Source organism: Rhodospira trueperi, assembly GCF_900101965.1.
In the GTDB taxonomy this organism is placed as follows: Bacteria; Pseudomonadota; Alphaproteobacteria; order Rhodospirillales; family Rhodospirillaceae; genus Rhodospira; species Rhodospira trueperi.
The window spans coordinates 44,647-60,251 of record NZ_FNAP01000004.1 but is presented as its reverse complement, the minus strand read 5'-3'; the positions used below and the strand labels follow the sequence as shown (position 1 = coordinate 60,251).

Genomic DNA, 15,605 nt, shown 5'->3' with positions numbered 1-15,605 from the left:
TGCCGACGCCGGGGCCAGCGCCCGTGCAGGCACCGCGCCGGATTTCCGGGAGCTTTGGAGATACAATGGTTCGGTAATTCCGGAATTATCGTTGACACGGCCCCCGAGGCCACTCATTGTCTTCCCATGATCGACGACCGCCTGGAACAAACCGCCCGCTGTCTGGGCGAACTCGGCCATCCCGTGCGCCTCGCCGTGTTCCGCCTGCTGGTGCGGGCGGGACCGGACGGCGCCGTGGTGGGCGAGTTGCTGCGCCATGTGGACATCCCGAAGTCCACGCTGTCGCACCACCTGCAGCACCTCATCATGGTGGGGCTGGTCCATCAGAAGCGCGAGGGCCGCTCGCTGCGCTGCTTCGTGGACACCAAGGCGGCGCGGGCCATGCTCGACTATCTGTTGTCCGAATGCTGCCAGGGCCTGGACGGCGCGCCCGCGTGCGCGGTCGGCGATCCACCGGATCGGGGCGCGGCCTGAACCGCCCCCTTTTTCCTCTCATTGTTCGATACTTCTGCAATTGCCATCTCACGAGGCCCGCTATGACCGAGACCGTCCAGACCACCACCCCGGCGTCCGCCTCCGTATGGGCGCCCGGTACGCTGTGGCGCCGGCGGGACCCGGTTTGGCTGGTCGCGCTGGCCGTCGTTGCCGCGCTGGCCGTGCTGGACCCGCCGCAGGCGTGGCCGAGCGTGACCTTCACCGCCGGAGCGTTGTGGAGCATTCTGCCGTTCCTGCTGGCCTCGGTCCTGATCGCGGCGTGGACCAAGGCCACCGGCCTGGACCAACAAATCGCCCGCGCCACCGGCGGCAACCCGGCGCGGGTCATCACCCTGGCGGCGCTGTTCGGGGCGCTGTCACCGTTCTGCTCCTGCGGGGTGGTGCCGATCATCGCCGCGCTGCTGGCCGCCGGCGTGCCGCTGGCCCCGGTGATGGCGTTCTGGCTGGCTTCGCCGCTGATGGACCCGCAGATGTTCCTGCTCATGCTGGGCGAGTTCGGCTGGCCGCTGACGCTGGCGAAAGCCGGCGCGGCCGTGGGCCTGGGCCTGCTGGGCGGGACGGTGACGCATATTCTGGTGAGTCGGGGTGGCCTCACCGACGCCTTGCGGCCGGGAGTCGGGCCGAAGTGCTGCGCCGCGAAGAAGAGCCTGCGGCCGGAACCGGTGGCCTGGCGCTTCTGGAAGGCGGCGGAGCGGCGCGCGACCTTCGCCGACGCCAGTCGGGACACCGGCCTGTTCCTGCTGAAATGGCTGACCCTGGCCTATCTGGTCGAAAGCCTGATGCTGGCCTATATCCCGGCCGACACCGTCGGCGCGTGGCTGGGTGGAGACGTCTGGTGGGCGGTCCCGCTGGCGGCGCTGGTGGGCATCCCGTCGTACCTCAACGGCTACGCCGCCGTGCCGACGGTGGCCGGGCTGATGGACCTGGGCATGACCCCGGCGGCCGGGCTGGCCTTCATGCTGGCCGGCGGCGTGACGAGCATTCCGGCGGCCATGGCCGTTTTCGCCCTGGTCCGTCGGCCGGTGTTCGGCCTGTATGTCGGCCTCGGTCTGTTCGGGTCCCTGGCTGCGAGCCTGCTCTTCCTGGCGTGGGACAGCGGCAGCGGCGGGGTGTGACCCTTCGGGTGCAGCGGTCGGCGGCGGCCTCGGGGCAGGAATCCGCGTCACAGCGGCCGGCACCCAAAACGACCCGTCCCGCCCGGACGGCGGAACGCCGTGTCATGAGAGCGCGTCGCGCACGGTCTGACTCACGCACCACGCCTTCGCGATTTGATACTTGGGCAAATCGTCGTCGCGATCCGCTCCGGATCGCTCGGGACTTGCCCTAGGCCCTGTTGACAACAGGACCTAGAGGGCATGCGCCCGGGGCGCTGTCGAACGCGCGGACGCCGACAGGCCGCACACCCCAAGATCGCAGAAACTTCCGTTATCACTTTCGATCAGAATCGCCGGCCGATACTCAAGGTCGGGTTCACAGCCGAAAAGGTCCTGGTGCAAAGCCTCCAACTGAAAGGTCATGTCCACGAAAATCTGGCAGACATGCCCTCGTCCGATTTCTTCGTGGCAGGCCTGAATCACGTAGACGAGGTTCTCGCGAATCGACTTCGACGGGCTCAGGGTCAGAACTTTCTCACGCAACCGCTCCGGGGCGGAGCAACAGCCGCCGTCACAAATCTTCGCGCCAAACGCGATTTTCATCAGCATTGACTGAAAACGATTGAATGAGAGGGTCGTATGCATAGGCACCCCACCGGCAGCACTTCGTCGACACTGCTTCGATCATTCGAAATCTTGATATCATGATACCGAGCGCGGGCCATTTATTGCAATAGAGCAAGAGAGGGAATAAGTTGCTCTTATGGCGTAGAGAGCAGCAGAATTAATTAAAGCTCGATGCTTTTGTTCAAAGTGTTTTGAGTGAATTGGCCGCCCGATCACCACGAACCGGGAGGCGAACGGGGCTAGGGCGCGTTGCATGCGGTTTGGCTCACTCAACGCGCCCTCGGTATTTGACGTTCAAGCGAATCGTCGTCGCGATCCGTTCCGGATCGCTCGGGATTCGCGCTAGCTGGCCAGCACGGTCTCGCTGTCGGAGATCCGGACCCCCGACTCCAGCATGCTGGCCATGGCCGACGCCAGCGAGCCGTCCAGGTCGATGGCCCGGCAGGCGTCCTCCACCACGGTGACATTCAGACCCAGCCGCCGCGCATCCAGCGCCGACCAGCACACGCAGTAATCCGTGGCCAGGCCGGCCATGACCACATGTTCGACACCCAGGTCGGCCAGCGCTCCGGCCAGCCCTGTGGCGGTGATCTGATCGTTCTCGAAAAAGGCGGAGTAGGAGTCGATCTCCGGATTCGTCCCCTTGCGCACGATCAGGCGCGCAGGATCGGTGATCAGGTCGGGATGGAACGCGGCCCCGGACGTCCCCTGAACGCAGTGATCCGGCCACAGCACCTGGGGTCCGTAGGGCATCTCGATCATGGTGAACGCGTCGCCGGTGTCGTGGGCGGAGGCGAACGAGGCATGCCCCGGCGGGTGCCAGTCCTGGGTCAGAACGACCACCTGAAAGGCTTCGATCAGGCGATTGACGACGGGCACAACGGTCTCGCCCTCGGGGACCGCGAGCGCCCCGCCAGAGCAGAAGTCATTCTGAACGTCAATCACGAGCAGGGCGGCATCCTCAGTCAGACGCGGCATGACGGCGGTCTCCAGTCGGGTCGGCGGACGGTATCGGCGCAGTTTGACCCAGGCGCGCCCCGTCCGTCAAAGGCCCAGGGGCGGCGTGACGCGCGGATCATGGGACCGGGCGCGGCGGCACGTAGGTGTCCAGGGCCCGCGACCCGACAAACGGCCGGCTCCAGGCCGTCGGACTCGGCGGCCGCGATGACGTCGGGATCGTCGCAGGCCTCCACCCAGTCCAGGTACACGCCATCGAACCCGGCCTCGACAATGCCGTCCAGCAGGCCGCCGTCGGCCAGCCAGATGTCCTGGTAGGGTTCGGCCCAGAAGGCGACGGGATAATTGCCTTCCCAGCCGTCGGGGTCCAGGGCGGTGATCCACCACGGGTTGCCGATCCCCCAGCCGTCCCGCCAGTAGGTTCGGTAGTCCTCGGTCTGGCCAATGTCGATATAGGCCAGCACCAGCCGGTTTCCCGCCGGACCGCTCAGCCGGTCCATAGTCTCGGCCATCGGGTGATCGGCGTTCCAGGCCTCGGAGGCAATATAGTCGATCACCACCGTATCGTGACCAGAGGCGCCGATCCGGTCGATCACGTCGTCCTCCAGATCGACGTCGATCAGGTACAGCCAGTGCTCAACCGCGCGCAGCCGGTCCCGGCGCGCGTCCCGCGCGGCCGCGGGGTCGGTCTCGGCCGAGGCGATGAGGGCCGGACGCGGGTTGGCGTCGTCCGACATCAGGATGGCGGCGTCGATCTCCATGGTGGCATTCTACCGCAATCCGACCGGCCCATCACAGAGTCTGATCGACAGGACGGCGACCGTGAACGGCCCGCGACGCCCGGGCGATTGACCGACGCCCCGGCATCGGCGACGATCCCGGCATGTCGACCTCTCCGTCCGCGACCGCGCCCCGCGCGGTGCCGCGCGCCCTGCCCTGGATCATGTGGGGCCTGGGTGCTTTGTTCTACTGTTACGGCTTCTTCCAGCGCACCGCGCCCAGCGTGATGGTGGACGAGTTGATGCGCGAATTCGCCGTCGGCGCCGCGCTGACCGGCACCCTGTCCGGACTCTATTTCTATACGTATGCGGGATTGCAGATCCCGGTCGGGCTGATCCTGGACCGCTTCGGGCCGCGCCGCGTGCTGGCGCTGGCCTGCGCCCTGGCCGGCTTCGGCAGCGCGCTGTTCGCGCTCGCCGATGCACTGTGGATGGCCTATGCCGCGCGCCTGCTGATCGGCGGCGCCGTCGCCTTCACCTGGGTCGGCGCCCTGTTCATCATCACCCGCTGGTTCCCGCCCGAGCGGTTCGCCATGGTCTCCGGGCTGACGCTGGCGCTCGGCATGGCGGGGGGAGTCGGCGGGCAGGCGCCGCTGGCGCTGCTGATCGACGCCATCGGCTGGCGCGGCGCCCTGGGGCTCGCGGGCGGGCTCGCTTTGATGCTGGCGGCGCTGGTCGCCCTGATCGTGCGCGACCGGGGGCCGTTCACGCCCGCCACGGCCGGCGACGACACCCCTCGCCCCTCGTTGGCCAAGGGGCTGGCGCGGGTCGCGCGCAATCCCCAGACCTGGATCGTGGGCCTGTACGGCGCGTCGATGACCGCGCCCATGTTGTCGTTCGCAGGCCTGTGGGGCGTGCCATACCTGGAGCGCGTCCACGGCGTCGAGCGCGAGCTGGCGGCGCTGGCCACGTCCGGCATGCTGATCGGCTGGGCCGTGGGGGCGCCGGTCATGGGCTGGCTGTCGGATCGGGTGCGGCGGCGCCGGGCGGTGATGCTACTGGCCTCATCGGTCTCGCTGCTGACCCTGGGCGCCGCGCTGTATGCTCCCGGACTGCCGGTCACGGCCGTCGTGGCCCTGATGGTCCTGAACGGCGTGTTCGGCGGCGGCATGGTGTTGTGTTTCGCCACCGGACGGGAGCACAATCCGGTCTGGGCCGCCGGGGCCGCCCTGGGCGTCGTCAACATGCTGGCGATGTCCGCCGGGGCCGTGTTCCAGCCGTTGCTGGGATGGCTGCTGGACCGCGCCTGGGACGGCACCGTGGAAGCCGGAAGGCCGGTGTACGGGGCGGAGGCCTTCCACAGCGCCATGTGGGTCCTGGTGCTGATGCAGGGGGTCGCCCTGGGGGCGGCGCTGCTGACACGCGAGACCCGATGCCACCAGCGAGAGGATTGAGACCGTCAACATCCATGGACATGATCTTTCCGCCCGCCAGCGCCGAACTTAGCGAAAAACCCCCGGGCGCCTCGCCAACCAGGGGACTCGATGTGGCGCTGTGGACGCTGGAGCCGGATTCCCGTGGCCAGCCGGACATCGAGGCCATGCGGCCGCACCTGTCCGGGAACGAATGGAACCGGGTCACCACCTTCCGCGACCCGCACCACGCCTGGTCCAGCGCGGCGGCCCGCGTGCTGTTGCGGACCATGCTGAGCCGCTATCACGGCGCCGACCCGCTGGCTTGGCACTTCGTGACCGAGCCCGGTGGCCGCCCGCACGTCGACCTGACGCGCCTGCCGTTCCCGCTCGACCCCGAGACCCGGCCGCGCTTCAGCCTCAGCCACACCCACGGGCTGGCCGCCTGCGCCGTCAGCCTGGGACCCTGGCCGCCCGGCGCCGAACTGGGCGTCGATATCGAGTGGACCGAGCGCGCCACCCTGCCGGCGGCACGGCTGGCGCGGCGGTTCTTCCATCCGGACGAGGCCGACGCCCTCGAGTCGGTCCCACGCGGGCGCGAGCGTCACCGCCTGTTCCTGACCCTGTGGACCCGGAAAGAGGCCGTGCTGAAGGCCTTGGGGCTCGGCATCTCCAACCATCTCGCGCTGTATTCCTGTCTGGGCGAGCCGCCCCGCGTGGTGGGGCCGCCCGACGTCATCGGCCACGTCGCGCAGTGGCACATGGGCAGCCAGAACGCGACCCCCACCCACCGCTTGTCGTGGGCCGTGTGCGCCCCCTGGCGAGCGCCGCGTCCGCCGGTGCGCCTGCTGCGGCGGCACCACACCGGGGCGCCGGGGTGAGGACGGGGACGCGGAGCCGGCGACGCGAATCACGTATGGAGTCTTTCGCACATTCGGATTGGACGGTCCCTTCGATCCTGAAGGAAGGAGCGTGGGATGGACGCCTGAACGCGCATTGCCCGACGGGACCAACCCTGCTTAGGATTGCCCCGGTTCCGAGCGGGGTCAGGCCGGTGGCGGCCACCCTCCCCAAACACTCGAAAACCTTCCAGGAGGATCGGTGATGAACTTCATGAAGACGCTGGCGGTGGGTGCCGCGTTGACGGCCGGACTGGCCCTGTCGTCGGTTTCGGCCGCTCAGGCCCAGGAACGCCTGACGCTGAAATCGGCCAAGTCCACCTCGTCCTATTACGTGATGATGGTGCAACTGGCCGAGATGACCCGCGAGGCCAGCGACGGCCAAATCTCGCCGACGGTCGAGGAGAGCCAGGGCTCAGTCCAGAACGTGAAGGAATCGTTCGTCCGCCCCGGCAACTTCCTGTTCACCACGCCGCCCAGCCTGCTGGCCGCCGCGCGTGCCGGCGAGGCGCCGTTCGAGGGCACCACCAATGACGACGCCCGCACCCTGTTCGTGATGCCGTTCGTGACCATCCACTTCGTGGTCGGCGCCGACAGCGGCATCGACAGCGTCTCCGACCTCGCCGGCAAGAACTTCATCGCCGGCGGCACCGGGACCTTCTGCCAGAAGCGCACCAGCAGGATCCTGGACCTGCTGGGCCTGAGCGACGACGTGAACATCGTCGAGGTCGAACTGTCCGCCGCCGGTGACGCCATGCGCGACGGCAAGGTGGACGGCTTCGCCACCTGTTCGGCCCACCCCACGCCACAGCTCGTGGAACTGGCGACCACGGCCGACGTCAGGGTGCTGAGCTTCTCGGATGAGGAACGCCAGAAGATCCTCGATCTCGATCCGTTGTCGGGGCCGCTGACCATCGCCGCGGGCACCTATGACGGCCAGGACGAGCCGATCCAGACGGTCGGCGTGCCCGTGGGCGCCTATGGCACCGTGCGCATGAGTGACGACGTGGCCTATTTCGTCACCAAGACCTTCTGGGAGTGGAAGGACACTCTGGCTGAAGAGAACCCGTGGTGGAACGGCGTCACCCGCGACATGATCGTTCAGTTGGGCGCCGAACTGCACCCGGGCGCATTGCGCTATTACGAAGAAGCCGGCATCGACATTCCTGACGCGATGAAGTGACGGCGCGGCCGTGATCCATCGAGACAGCCCGCTCGACGACCCCACCGGCCCCGCCGCCGGTGGGGTCGCTCCGTCCCCGCGCGAGACCATCCGGGCCATCGGCGCGGTGCCGCTGCTGTTCGGCACGGCGACGGTCGCCTTTCATCTGTATCTGGTGTTCGCCGGCCTGCTGCCGCATCTGGTGACGCGGCCCATCCACCTGATGCTGGCCGTTCCCTGGGTCTTCTTCCTGCGCGAAACGGACGGCCCGCTGGCGCGCTGGTCGGGGTATCTGCTGGCCGGGCTGGGGCTGGCGTCCTGCGCCTATCTGGTCGTCTCCCACAAACCGCTGGCGGAGCAGTATGGCTCGCTGGAGGGCGGGCTTCAGATGGCGGTGGCCGTCATTCTGATCGTCACCGTGCTGGAGATGGCGCGGCGCGCCATCAAGGCGGTGCTGCCGGCGGTGGCCACCGTGGTGCTGCTGTACGGCGCCTTCGGCCATCTAGTGCCGGGGCATTTCGGCCATGGCGAACTGCCGGTGTCTTACTTCCTGGGCACGCTGGTGATCACCGAAGGGGGCCTGTGGAGCAGCCTGACCGGCGTTTCGGTCAATGTCATCGCGCCCTTCATCATCCTCGGCGCGTTCATCTCCGCCGGCGCCGCCGGCACCGGATTCATGTCGCTGGCCCAGCAGGTGGCCGGGCGCTTTCGCGCCGGGGCGGCGAAGGTCGCGGTGCTCTCCAGCGCCATGTACGGCACCATATCGGGCGTGGCGGCGGCGAACACGGCCTCCACCGGAATGGTCACCATCCCGGCCATGAAGCGGCTGGGGTATCCGCCCAGTCTGGCCGCCGCCGTCGAGGCCGTGGCCTCCACCGGCGGACAGATCATGCCGCCCCTGATGGGGGCGACCGTTTTCGTCATGGCCGAGCTGCTGCATCGCCCCTACATCGAGATCATGGGCGCGGCCACCCTGCCGGCGGCGCTGTTCTTCCTGACCGCGTGGTGGGGGGTGCATCAGTTCGCCATCCGCCTGGACCTGCGGCCCCTGGGTTCGACCGACATGCCGGGCTGGGGCATCGTCGCGCGCACGGTGCCGTTTTTCCTGGTGCCGTTCGCCATCCTGATCTTCTTCCTGGCCTTCACGAAATTCACGCCGCCCTATGCCGCCGCCGTGGCCATCGTCACGACGGTTCTGATGCTGGCCGCCGATCCGAACGGGCGGATTTCGCTGTCGGGCTGGCTGTCCCGCATCCTGACCGGTGTGGCCGACGCGGGCCGTCAGGTCGCCAACATCGCCGCCATCATCGTCTGCGCCAGTTTGATCGTGGGCGTGTTCAACATGACCGGCGTGGGGGTCAAGATCACCTCGCTGATCCTGTCGGCCTCGGGCGGGGATCTCTGGCTGGCCTTGTTGCTGACCGGACTGGCGAGCCTGGTCCTGGGCATGGAACTGCCGACCACGGCGGCCTATATCATCGCCGTGGCGGTGGCCGGGCCAGCGCTGGTCGAACTGGGCCTGCCCGAGTTGTACGCCCACATGTTCGTGTTCTGGTATGCCCTGCTGTGCACCATCACGCCGCCGGTCTGCGGCAACGTCTTCATCGCCGCCGGGATCGCCAAGACCCCCTGGATTCCGGTTTCGCTCCGATCCATGCAGCTTGGCATCGGGCTGTTCATCGTGCCGCTGGGCTTCGTCGCCAACCCGTCGCTGCTCAATCTGGGCACCGAGCCCCTGTTGAGCGTTCTGGCCGCGTTGAAGGTCGGCGCCGGCGTCTGGCTGATCAGCTTCGCGGCCATCGACCCCTTCCGGCGCTGGTGGAGCCGGCCGTTGGCCCTGGCCCTGGGCGCCGCCGTCATCTTCATCGGTGGGTTCTAGAGCGGATCCCGCGCGATCCGGAACGGATCACGACCACGATGTGCTTGAACATCAAATTCCTAGGGCGCGCTGGGTGAGGGTCGACTCACACAACGCGCCCTAGAAAGACGCAGCCGCCCGGCGATCCCGGGGCCCCGTTTTTCGGCCTGGACCGTCGGCGTTGGTGGCACCTGATACGGAGTCCGGATGATTGGGTCCCGATCCGCCACCGAAAGGCACCAACCGATGGTCAGGCGTGTTCGGGATGGCTGAGACGAGGATAACGGAAAGCGCTCGGGCCGACCCACGGAATGGCCCCGATGTGCTGGTCGCCGGAGGCGGTCTGGCCGCGCTGTGCGCCGCCATCGCCGCGCGCCGCGCCGGCGCCTCGGTTTGGATGGTCGATGCCGCCCCGGAAGCCCTGAAGGGTGGCAACGCCCGTCACGGCCGCAACATCCGCGTCGCCCACGACGGGCCGTCCGCCTTCGTCCCGGACGGCTACCCGGTGGCCGAGTTCGAGGCCGACCTGCGGCGGGCCGACCCCGGCGCCGATCCCGCCCTGGTCGCCCCTCTGGCGCGCGACTCCCGGGATCTGCCCCGCTGGCTGACGGCGCAGGGGGTCGCGTTCCAGCCGCGCGCGGGGGACGCCCTGCCCTATTCGCGGCGCACGGTGTTCCTGCTGGGCGGCGGCACGGCGATGGTCAACGCGCTGGCCCGAACGGCCGGGGCGTTGGGGGTGCGGGTGCTCCAAGGAACCGCCGTCGAGGAGGTAGCGCCGGACGGACGCGCCGTCCTGTGCGGCGACGGCGGCCGGACCGAGGTAACCGCCGGCGCGGTGGTCGCTGGCACGGGTGGGTTCCAGGCCAACCGGGCCTGGGTGCGCGAGGCCTTCGGATCCGCCGCCGACGGGGTCCTCAACCGGGGAACACCGCATGCGGACGGCCGCCTGCTGCGGGCGCTGCTGGACCTGGGGGCGGCTCCGGCGGGAGACGCGGCGCACGCCCATCTCGTCGCCGTCGACGCCCGCGCCCCGGCGGACGACGGCGGCATCGTCACCCGCGCCGACGGCATGGCGTGGGGCTTGGTGCTCGACCGCGACGGCTGCCCGGTGCGCGACGCCGCCCACGAGACCGGCTCGGCGCGATACTCGGGCTGGGGGCGGCTGGTGGCCGGGTGCCCGGGCGGGATCGCCCATGTGATCCTGGACGACGCCGGGCTGGCGCGTCTGGGCCGGCGGGTGTATGCCCCCCGGATTATGCCCGAAACCGAGACCCTGGCCCGCGCCCTCGCGCTTGACCCCGCGACTCTGGCCGACACGCTCCGCCGCGAGGGACCGCCCGGCGGACCGCCCTGGCATGTCGTCTCCATCCGCCCCGGCCTCACCTTCACCGGCCTGGGCGTGCGGACGGACGCCGACGGGCGGGTCCTGGACGCCGCGCGGGCGCCGCTGCCGAGCCTGTTCGCCGCCGGCATGATCATGGCTCCGGCGGTGCTGGGCGGACGCTACCTGTCGGGAACCGCCCTGACGGTGTGCGCGGTGTTCGGCCGCCGCGCCGGGGAGGCGGCGGCGCGCCATGCCCTCGCGTGACGCGGATATCCTGGCCGAGGCGCGGCGGCAGATGACGGTCTGTGTCGTCTGCAAGTACTGCAACGGCTATTGCGACGTGTTCCGCGCCGCCGACGCGCGACCGGCCCTGACCGATGCCGACCTGATGTACCTCGCCAACCTGTGCCATCACTGCCGGAACTGCTGGTACGCCTGCCAGTACCGGCCGCCGCACGCCTTCGCCGTGGCGCTGCCGGCGGCACTGGCGCGGGTGCGGGCGCTGTCGTGGCGGCGGTTCGTGGGGGTGGGATCACCGCCCGGCGGGCCGGCGGCTTTTGCCCTGGCCGCGACCCTGCTGGTGCCGGTGCTGGCCGTGCTGCTGGTGCCGGCGGATGTCCTGTTCGCGGCGCACCGGGGACCGGGCGCCTTCCACGCCGTGATCCCGCGCGGCGCCATGGTCTGGGGCGCGGCGCTGGCGCTGCTGGCACCGCTGTGGCCGGTCGCGCTCGCCATGGCGCGGTTCTGGCGCGCCATCGGCGGGGGGACGCCGCGACAGGTCGCGCGGGCGCTGCCGGCGACCCTTCGCGACATCCTCACCCTGCGGAACCTGAGCGGCGGCGGTGTCGGCTGCAACGACCGCGACGACGGCTTCTCCGGCGGACGCCGGCACGCGCACCATCTGGTCTTGTGGGGCTTCCTGCTGACCGTCGCCGCGACGCTGGCGGCGGCCGTGTCCCACCACCTGCTGGGGATGCGCGCCCCCTACCCCTGGACCAGTGCCCCGGTGCTGCTGGGCACGGGGGGCGGGGTGGCGCTGCTGGCCGGCGTGGCGGCCCTGGCCTGGATCAAGCACCGCGCCGACCCGGCGCCGGAGGCCCCGGAGACCCGGACGGCCGAGTGGACCCTGTTGGCCGTGCTGGGCGCCGCCGCCGCCAGCGGGTTGGCCCTGCTGGCCTTGCGGGAGACCGCCGCCATGGGGATGCTGCTGGCCTTGCACCTGGGAACCGTGCTGGCCTTTTTCGTCACGTTGCCTTTTGGGAAGATGATGCACGCGCCGTTCCGCGCGCTGGCGCTGCTGCGCGCCGCCATCGACCGCCAGAAAGAGGATCGCCGCCACGATGACCGCTGACCGGCCCCGCGTGCTCATCCTGGGCGGCACCACGGAGGGCTATGCCCTGGCCGAGGCCCTGGTGGCGGACGGCCGCTGGGATCCGGTCTCCTCGCTGGCCGGGCGCACCGCCAATCCGCGTCCGCCGGCCGGGGACATGCGCGTCGGCGGCTTCGGCGGGCCGGAGGGGCTGGCCCGCTGGCTGACGGACCAGGGGATCGCGGCGGTGATCGACGCCACCCACCCCTTCGCCCGCCGCATGGGCTGGAACGCCGCCACCGCCTGCGCCGACACGGGCGTCCCGCTGCTGCGCCTGGAACGACCGAAGTGGGTGCCCCGCGACGGCGACGCCTGGACCCTGGTGCCGGATTGGGACGCGGCCGTGGACGCCCTGCGCACGCTCCGAGCCCAGCGCGTGCTGTTGGCGGTGGGCCGGCAGGAGGTGGCGCCCTTCGCCGTGCTGCCCGACGTGTGGATGCTGATCCGCTCCGTCCAGGCCCCCGACCCGATGCCGCCCTTTACGCATGCCGAGCTTCTGCTGGCGCGGGGCCCGTTCAGCCTGGAGGACGAAACCGCCCTGCTGCGCGACCAGCGGATCGACACCATCGTCTGCAAGAACAGCGGCGGCGCCACGGAGTCCAAGCTGGCCGCCGCCCGCGCCCTGGGGGTGCGGGTGGTCATGCGCGACCGTCCCCGGCGGCCCGAGACCGTCACCGTCGCGACCGTGGACGCGGCAACGGGGTGGCTTGACAGGGCAATCGGGTGAAGGGCCGTGTGGTCGCAAAGACGCGGTGATTGTGTCCCGTGGGACGGAACGCGCCACCTTCTTTCATTCGGGTAGGGCGGATTCGACCCGCGAAGCGGGGCAATCCGCCATGTGGCGCCGATGCGGCGGGTTGCGCCTTCGGCGCGAACCCGCCCTACCCAATCCCGCATTTCGACAAAGGTGCCTTTACCCGATTGCCCTGGGTGACTTGAACGCATTCGTTGACACGCACTCATCAATCTTGACGTTCACGCTACGCGCGCCGACCTTGATGAGGCTATGGGGCGATACTCCTGCCCCGATCTGGAGGGAGGCATGGGTCCGTTCGACCGCATCACGCACACCCCCACCGTCATGGGCGGAAAGCCCTGTATTAGCGGGATGCGCGTCACCGTCGGCATGATCGTCGGACAGATTGGCGCCGGCCATAGCGTGGACGAGGTCCTAGCCGCCTACCCCTACCTGGAACGCAAGGACATTCTCCAGGCTCTCCGCTATTGCCCGTACCACCTTGGCGAATAGACCCACGCGCCGCCGTCCAGCGGACGGGGAAAGGTCTGCGTGGCCGACGAGCCGACCAGGATCACGGTGCGCATGTCGGCGTCCTCCGGCCGCACGGCGCCCAGAGTCGTGACCCGCACCGCCTCGTCCGGACGCGCCACGTCGCGGGCCAGCACCACCGGCGTGTCCGGTGCCCGCACGGTCCGCAGCCGGTCCAGCGCCCGCCCGAGTTGCCAGGGCCGCGCCTTGGAGACCGGATTGTAGAGCGCCATCGCCAGATCGGCGCGGGCGGCGTGCTCCAGCCGCTCCAGGATAACGTCGAACGGCTTCAGGTTGTCCGACAGCGACAGGACGCAGAAGTCATGCCCCAGCGGCGCGCCCACCCGCGCCGCCGCCGCCTGCGCCGCCGTGATGCCCGGCACCACCGCCACCGCGACCCCGTGCCAGGTCGGATCGGCGGCGTCCTGCAACGCCTCCATCACCGCCGCCGCCATGGCGAAGATGCCCGGATCGCCCGACGAGATCACCGCCACCCGCGCGCCCGCCGCCGCCAGCGAAAGGGCGTGCCGGGTCCGGTCCAGTTCCTCGCGGTTGTCTGACGGATGGACCGCCTGCCCCGGTCGCGGCGCGCCGACCAGACGCTCCGCCATCTGCAAATAGAACTCGTAGCCCACCCAGTGATCGGCGCGGCGCAGCGCCTCGCGCGCCGCCGGGGCCAGCAGGTCGGCGCCGCCCGGCCCCAGACCCACCACCGCCAGATGCCCGCGCGGACGCCCCACCGAACGCACCAGATCAGGCGCGCGGGCGACCGCGATCGCGACCGCTCCGTCCGACCACACCGGACGATCGCGGTCGGCCTCCGGCACCGCCGCCGCGACCAGAGCGGACGGGTCGGTCGCATCCGGGACGAACCGGACGGAACACCCCAACACATCCGCCACCCGCTGGACGTCCTTGCGGGCCGCCTCACCCGCCGGCGCGAGCACCATCGCCACCGCCGCCGGCGCCAGCCCGGTCGCCGCCAGCGCCGCCGTCACCCGGTCGGGGAGGTCCTCCCCTCCGCCGGCCAGACCGACCACCACCGTTTTTGGATGGAACACCAGCGTGCCGTCCTCCGGCGCGCGGTCGTCGGGCGTAACACGGATGCACCGCGCCCCGTCCGGCGTGAACGGCAGCCGGCTCTCCGCCAGCCAGGGCGCGCGCCCTTCCAGCCGCACCGACGCGCCGCCGAGCAGGTCGGACATGAACGCCTTCGACGCCCCCGGATCGCGCGCCACATAGCCGGCCGGCGGCGCCTCCAGCGTGACGTTGAAGCGCACGTCGCCGGTGGTGGTGATGGCCGGCGCGACGCCCAGGGCGTCGGCGATGCGGCGCGCCAGCCCGTTGACCCCCTGCAACCCGCCCAGCAGCGGCACCACGGCGCTGCCGTCCTCGGCCACGGCCAGCACCGGCGGTTCCACCCGCTTGTTCTGCAACAGCGGCGCCAGGGCGCGGATGACGATACCGCTGGCGCACAGCGCCACCAGGGGAACGCCGTCCCGGTGCAGCCCCCGCAGCGTCTCGCCGAAGCCGTCGTAGGCGATGTCGGCGCCCTCGACCCGCCCGGCCAGCCCATGCACCCGCGTGCCCTCGGGCAACGCGGCCTGGATGCGCCGCGCCGTCTCCAGGCTGCCCTGCCCCAGAACGACGATGGCGGCGGGCTGTTCGGCGTCGGCCGTCATCCGCCCGGCCCCGACCAGGTCCGGCCCGGGATGAGGATGAGGGAGAAGTAGGGCACGGTCTCCGGCGCCACCTCGGCCAGCGGCAGGACGCGCTGGCTGGCCATGGTCGCCCGCTCCACGTAGAGCGCGCGGTCCATCAGGCCCATGTCGGCGATGACCCGGCGGACCTTGGCGAAGGTCTTCCCCAGCTTCATCACGACCGCCGCGTCGGCATCGGCGAGGCGGCGGCGCAGGTCGTCTTCCGACATCACGCCCGACAACACGGCGAGGACCTGCTCCCGGTAGACCAGGGGCGTCCCCAGCACGGACGCCCCGGCCAGGATGGAGCACACGCCCGGCACCACCTCGGTCTCGTAGCGGCCCGACAACCGGTCGTGCAGGTACATGTAGGAGCCGTAGAAGAACGGATCGCCCTCGCACAGCACGGCCACGTCGCGCCCGGCGTCAAGGTGGGCGGCGATCTCCTCCGCGCTGCGGTCGTAGAAGTCGCGCACCAGACGTTCATAGTCCGGCGAGGTCGAGGGCGTCTCGATGGTCACCGGGAAGACCATGGGCAGCAGGATCTGCTCCGGCCGCAGATACCCCTCGGTGATGGTCAGCGCATGCCCCTTGCGCCCCGGCGCGCTCGGGAAGGCCACCACCGGCGCCGCCCGCAGGCGATTGAGGGCCTTCACCGTGATGAGTTCGGGATCGCCGGGACCGACGCCCAGACCGAACAGGCGTCCTTTCTGGTGACTCAT

15 protein-coding genes are annotated in these 15,605 nt (G+C 70.2%); 10 read left to right on the top strand and 5 right to left on the bottom strand.

The window, feature by feature from the left end; all coding sequences use genetic code 11:
• Positions 1-126: 126 nt before the first annotated feature.
• Together BLS85_RS06820 and BLS85_RS06815 are read left to right on the top strand one after the other, a co-directional pair.
• Positions 127-474 carry an ArsR/SmtB family transcription factor gene (locus tag BLS85_RS06820; RefSeq protein WP_092784241.1) on the top strand — a complete coding sequence of 116 codons (348 nt, stop codon included), beginning with the start codon at positions 127-129 and terminating at the stop codon, positions 472-474.
• A gap of 62 nt (positions 475-536) precedes the next feature.
• Positions 537-1,610 (top strand): permease, encoded by a 1,074-nt coding sequence (locus tag BLS85_RS06815; RefSeq protein ID WP_092784238.1) that lies wholly within the window; start codon positions 537-539, stop codon positions 1,608-1,610.
• 231 nt (positions 1,611-1,841) lie between these two features.
• On the opposite strand, the gene BLS85_RS06810 is transcribed toward BLS85_RS06815, so the two are convergent.
• The 3 genes from BLS85_RS06810 to BLS85_RS06800 form a co-directional block, all read right to left on the bottom strand.
• On the bottom strand, positions 1,842-2,234 hold the full coding sequence (locus tag BLS85_RS06810) for a hypothetical protein (RefSeq protein ID WP_143027116.1): 393 nt from the start codon (positions 2,232-2,234) through the stop codon (positions 1,842-1,844).
• 324 nt (positions 2,235-2,558) lie between these two features.
• On the bottom strand, positions 2,559-3,194 hold the full coding sequence (gene pncA, locus BLS85_RS06805; RefSeq protein ID WP_092784232.1) for a bifunctional nicotinamidase/pyrazinamidase: 636 nt from the start codon (positions 3,192-3,194) through the stop codon (positions 2,559-2,561).
• Positions 3,182-3,934, bottom strand: a complete 753-nt coding sequence (locus BLS85_RS06800; RefSeq protein ID WP_092784229.1) for an endo alpha-1,4 polygalactosaminidase — start codon at positions 3,932-3,934, stop codon at positions 3,182-3,184. The genes pncA and BLS85_RS06800 overlap by 13 nt, the downstream gene beginning before the upstream one ends.
• Before the next feature lie 122 nt (positions 3,935-4,056).
• Here BLS85_RS06800 and BLS85_RS06795 point away from each other — a divergent pair, with 122 nt between their 5' ends.
• The 8 genes from BLS85_RS06795 to BLS85_RS06760 all read left to right on the top strand — a co-directional run bounded on the left by BLS85_RS06795 (position 4,057) and on the right by BLS85_RS06760 (position 13,165).
• Positions 4,057-5,346, top strand: a complete 1,290-nt coding sequence (locus BLS85_RS06795; protein WP_092784226.1) for an MFS transporter — start codon at positions 4,057-4,059, stop codon at positions 5,344-5,346.
• A 14-nt stretch (positions 5,347-5,360) separates the two neighbouring features.
• Positions 5,361-6,185 (top strand): 4'-phosphopantetheinyl transferase family protein, encoded by an 825-nt coding sequence (locus tag BLS85_RS06790; RefSeq protein ID WP_176793441.1) that lies wholly within the window; start codon positions 5,361-5,363, stop codon positions 6,183-6,185.
• A gap of 223 nt (positions 6,186-6,408) precedes the next feature.
• Positions 6,409-7,386, top strand: coding sequence for a TAXI family TRAP transporter solute-binding subunit (locus BLS85_RS06785; protein ID WP_245699122.1), 978 nt, complete (start codon positions 6,409-6,411; stop codon positions 7,384-7,386).
• Positions 7,387-7,396: 10 nt separating this feature from the next.
• Positions 7,397-9,244: a TRAP transporter permease gene (locus tag BLS85_RS06780; protein WP_245699121.1), complete on the top strand. Its 1,848-nt coding sequence runs from the start codon at positions 7,397-7,399 to the stop codon at positions 9,242-9,244.
• 301 nt (positions 9,245-9,545) lie between these two features.
• Complete coding sequence (tcuA, locus tag BLS85_RS06775) at positions 9,546-10,811, top strand: FAD-dependent tricarballylate dehydrogenase TcuA (protein ID WP_245699120.1); 1,266 nt, start codon at positions 9,546-9,548, stop codon at positions 10,809-10,811.
• A complete protein-coding gene (gene tcuB, locus BLS85_RS06770) occupies positions 10,798-11,898 on the top strand; it encodes a tricarballylate utilization 4Fe-4S protein TcuB (protein WP_092784219.1) in 1,101 nt (366 codons plus the stop codon). The genes tcuA and tcuB overlap by 14 nt, the downstream gene beginning before the upstream one ends.
• On the top strand, positions 11,888-12,643 hold the full coding sequence (locus BLS85_RS06765) for a cobalt-precorrin-6A reductase (protein WP_092784216.1): 756 nt from the start codon (positions 11,888-11,890) through the stop codon (positions 12,641-12,643). The genes tcuB and BLS85_RS06765 overlap by 11 nt, the downstream gene beginning before the upstream one ends.
• A 315-nt stretch (positions 12,644-12,958) precedes the next feature.
• Positions 12,959-13,165 carry a DUF433 domain-containing protein gene (locus BLS85_RS06760; RefSeq protein ID WP_092784213.1) on the top strand — a complete coding sequence of 69 codons (207 nt, stop codon included), beginning with the start codon at positions 12,959-12,961 and terminating at the stop codon, positions 13,163-13,165.
• Here BLS85_RS06760 and cobJ read toward each other — a convergent pair.
• Both cobJ and BLS85_RS06750 read right to left on the bottom strand, forming a co-directional pair.
• Positions 13,138-14,865, bottom strand: a complete 1,728-nt coding sequence (gene cobJ, locus BLS85_RS06755) for a precorrin-3B C(17)-methyltransferase (RefSeq protein ID WP_092784210.1) — start codon at positions 14,863-14,865, stop codon at positions 13,138-13,140. The genes BLS85_RS06760 and cobJ overlap by 28 nt on opposite strands.
• On the bottom strand, positions 14,862-15,605 hold the full coding sequence (locus BLS85_RS06750) for a precorrin-2 C(20)-methyltransferase (protein WP_092784207.1): 744 nt from the start codon (positions 15,603-15,605) through the stop codon (positions 14,862-14,864). Before BLS85_RS06750 ends, cobJ begins: the two co-directional genes overlap by 4 nt.

Excerpts from the sequence above, each read along its gene's own strand:
- BLS85_RS06750 (WP_092784207.1), bottom strand. The coding sequence starts at position 15,605 with ATGAGTCACCAGAAAGGACGCCTGTTCGGTCTGGGCGTCGGTCCCGGC.
- tcuB (WP_092784219.1), top strand. The coding sequence starts at position 10,798 with ATGCCCTCGCGTGACGCGGATATCCTGGCCGAGGCGCGGCGGCAGATG.
- BLS85_RS06785 (WP_245699122.1), top strand. The coding sequence starts at position 6,409 with ATGAACTTCATGAAGACGCTGGCGGTGGGTGCCGCGTTGACGGCCGGA.
- BLS85_RS06820 (WP_092784241.1), top strand. The coding sequence starts at position 127 with ATGATCGACGACCGCCTGGAACAAACCGCCCGCTGTCTGGGCGAACTC.
- BLS85_RS06800 (WP_092784229.1), bottom strand. The coding sequence starts at position 3,934 with ATGGAGATCGACGCCGCCATCCTGATGTCGGACGACGCCAACCCGCGT.
- pncA (WP_092784232.1), bottom strand. The coding sequence starts at position 3,194 with ATGCCGCGTCTGACTGAGGATGCCGCCCTGCTCGTGATTGACGTTCAG.
- BLS85_RS06790 (WP_176793441.1), top strand. The coding sequence starts at position 5,361 with ATGGACATGATCTTTCCGCCCGCCAGCGCCGAACTTAGCGAAAAACCC.
- BLS85_RS06815 (WP_092784238.1), top strand. The coding sequence starts at position 537 with ATGACCGAGACCGTCCAGACCACCACCCCGGCGTCCGCCTCCGTATGG.
- BLS85_RS06765 (WP_092784216.1), top strand. The coding sequence starts at position 11,888 with ATGACCGCTGACCGGCCCCGCGTGCTCATCCTGGGCGGCACCACGGAG.
- BLS85_RS06810 (WP_143027116.1), bottom strand. The coding sequence starts at position 2,234 with ATGCATACGACCCTCTCATTCAATCGTTTTCAGTCAATGCTGATGAAA.
- cobJ (WP_092784210.1), bottom strand. The coding sequence starts at position 14,865 with ATGACGGCCGACGCCGAACAGCCCGCCGCCATCGTCGTTCTGGGGCAG.
- BLS85_RS06795 (WP_092784226.1), top strand. The coding sequence starts at position 4,057 with ATGTCGACCTCTCCGTCCGCGACCGCGCCCCGCGCGGTGCCGCGCGCC.
- BLS85_RS06760 (WP_092784213.1), top strand. The coding sequence starts at position 12,959 with ATGGGTCCGTTCGACCGCATCACGCACACCCCCACCGTCATGGGCGGA.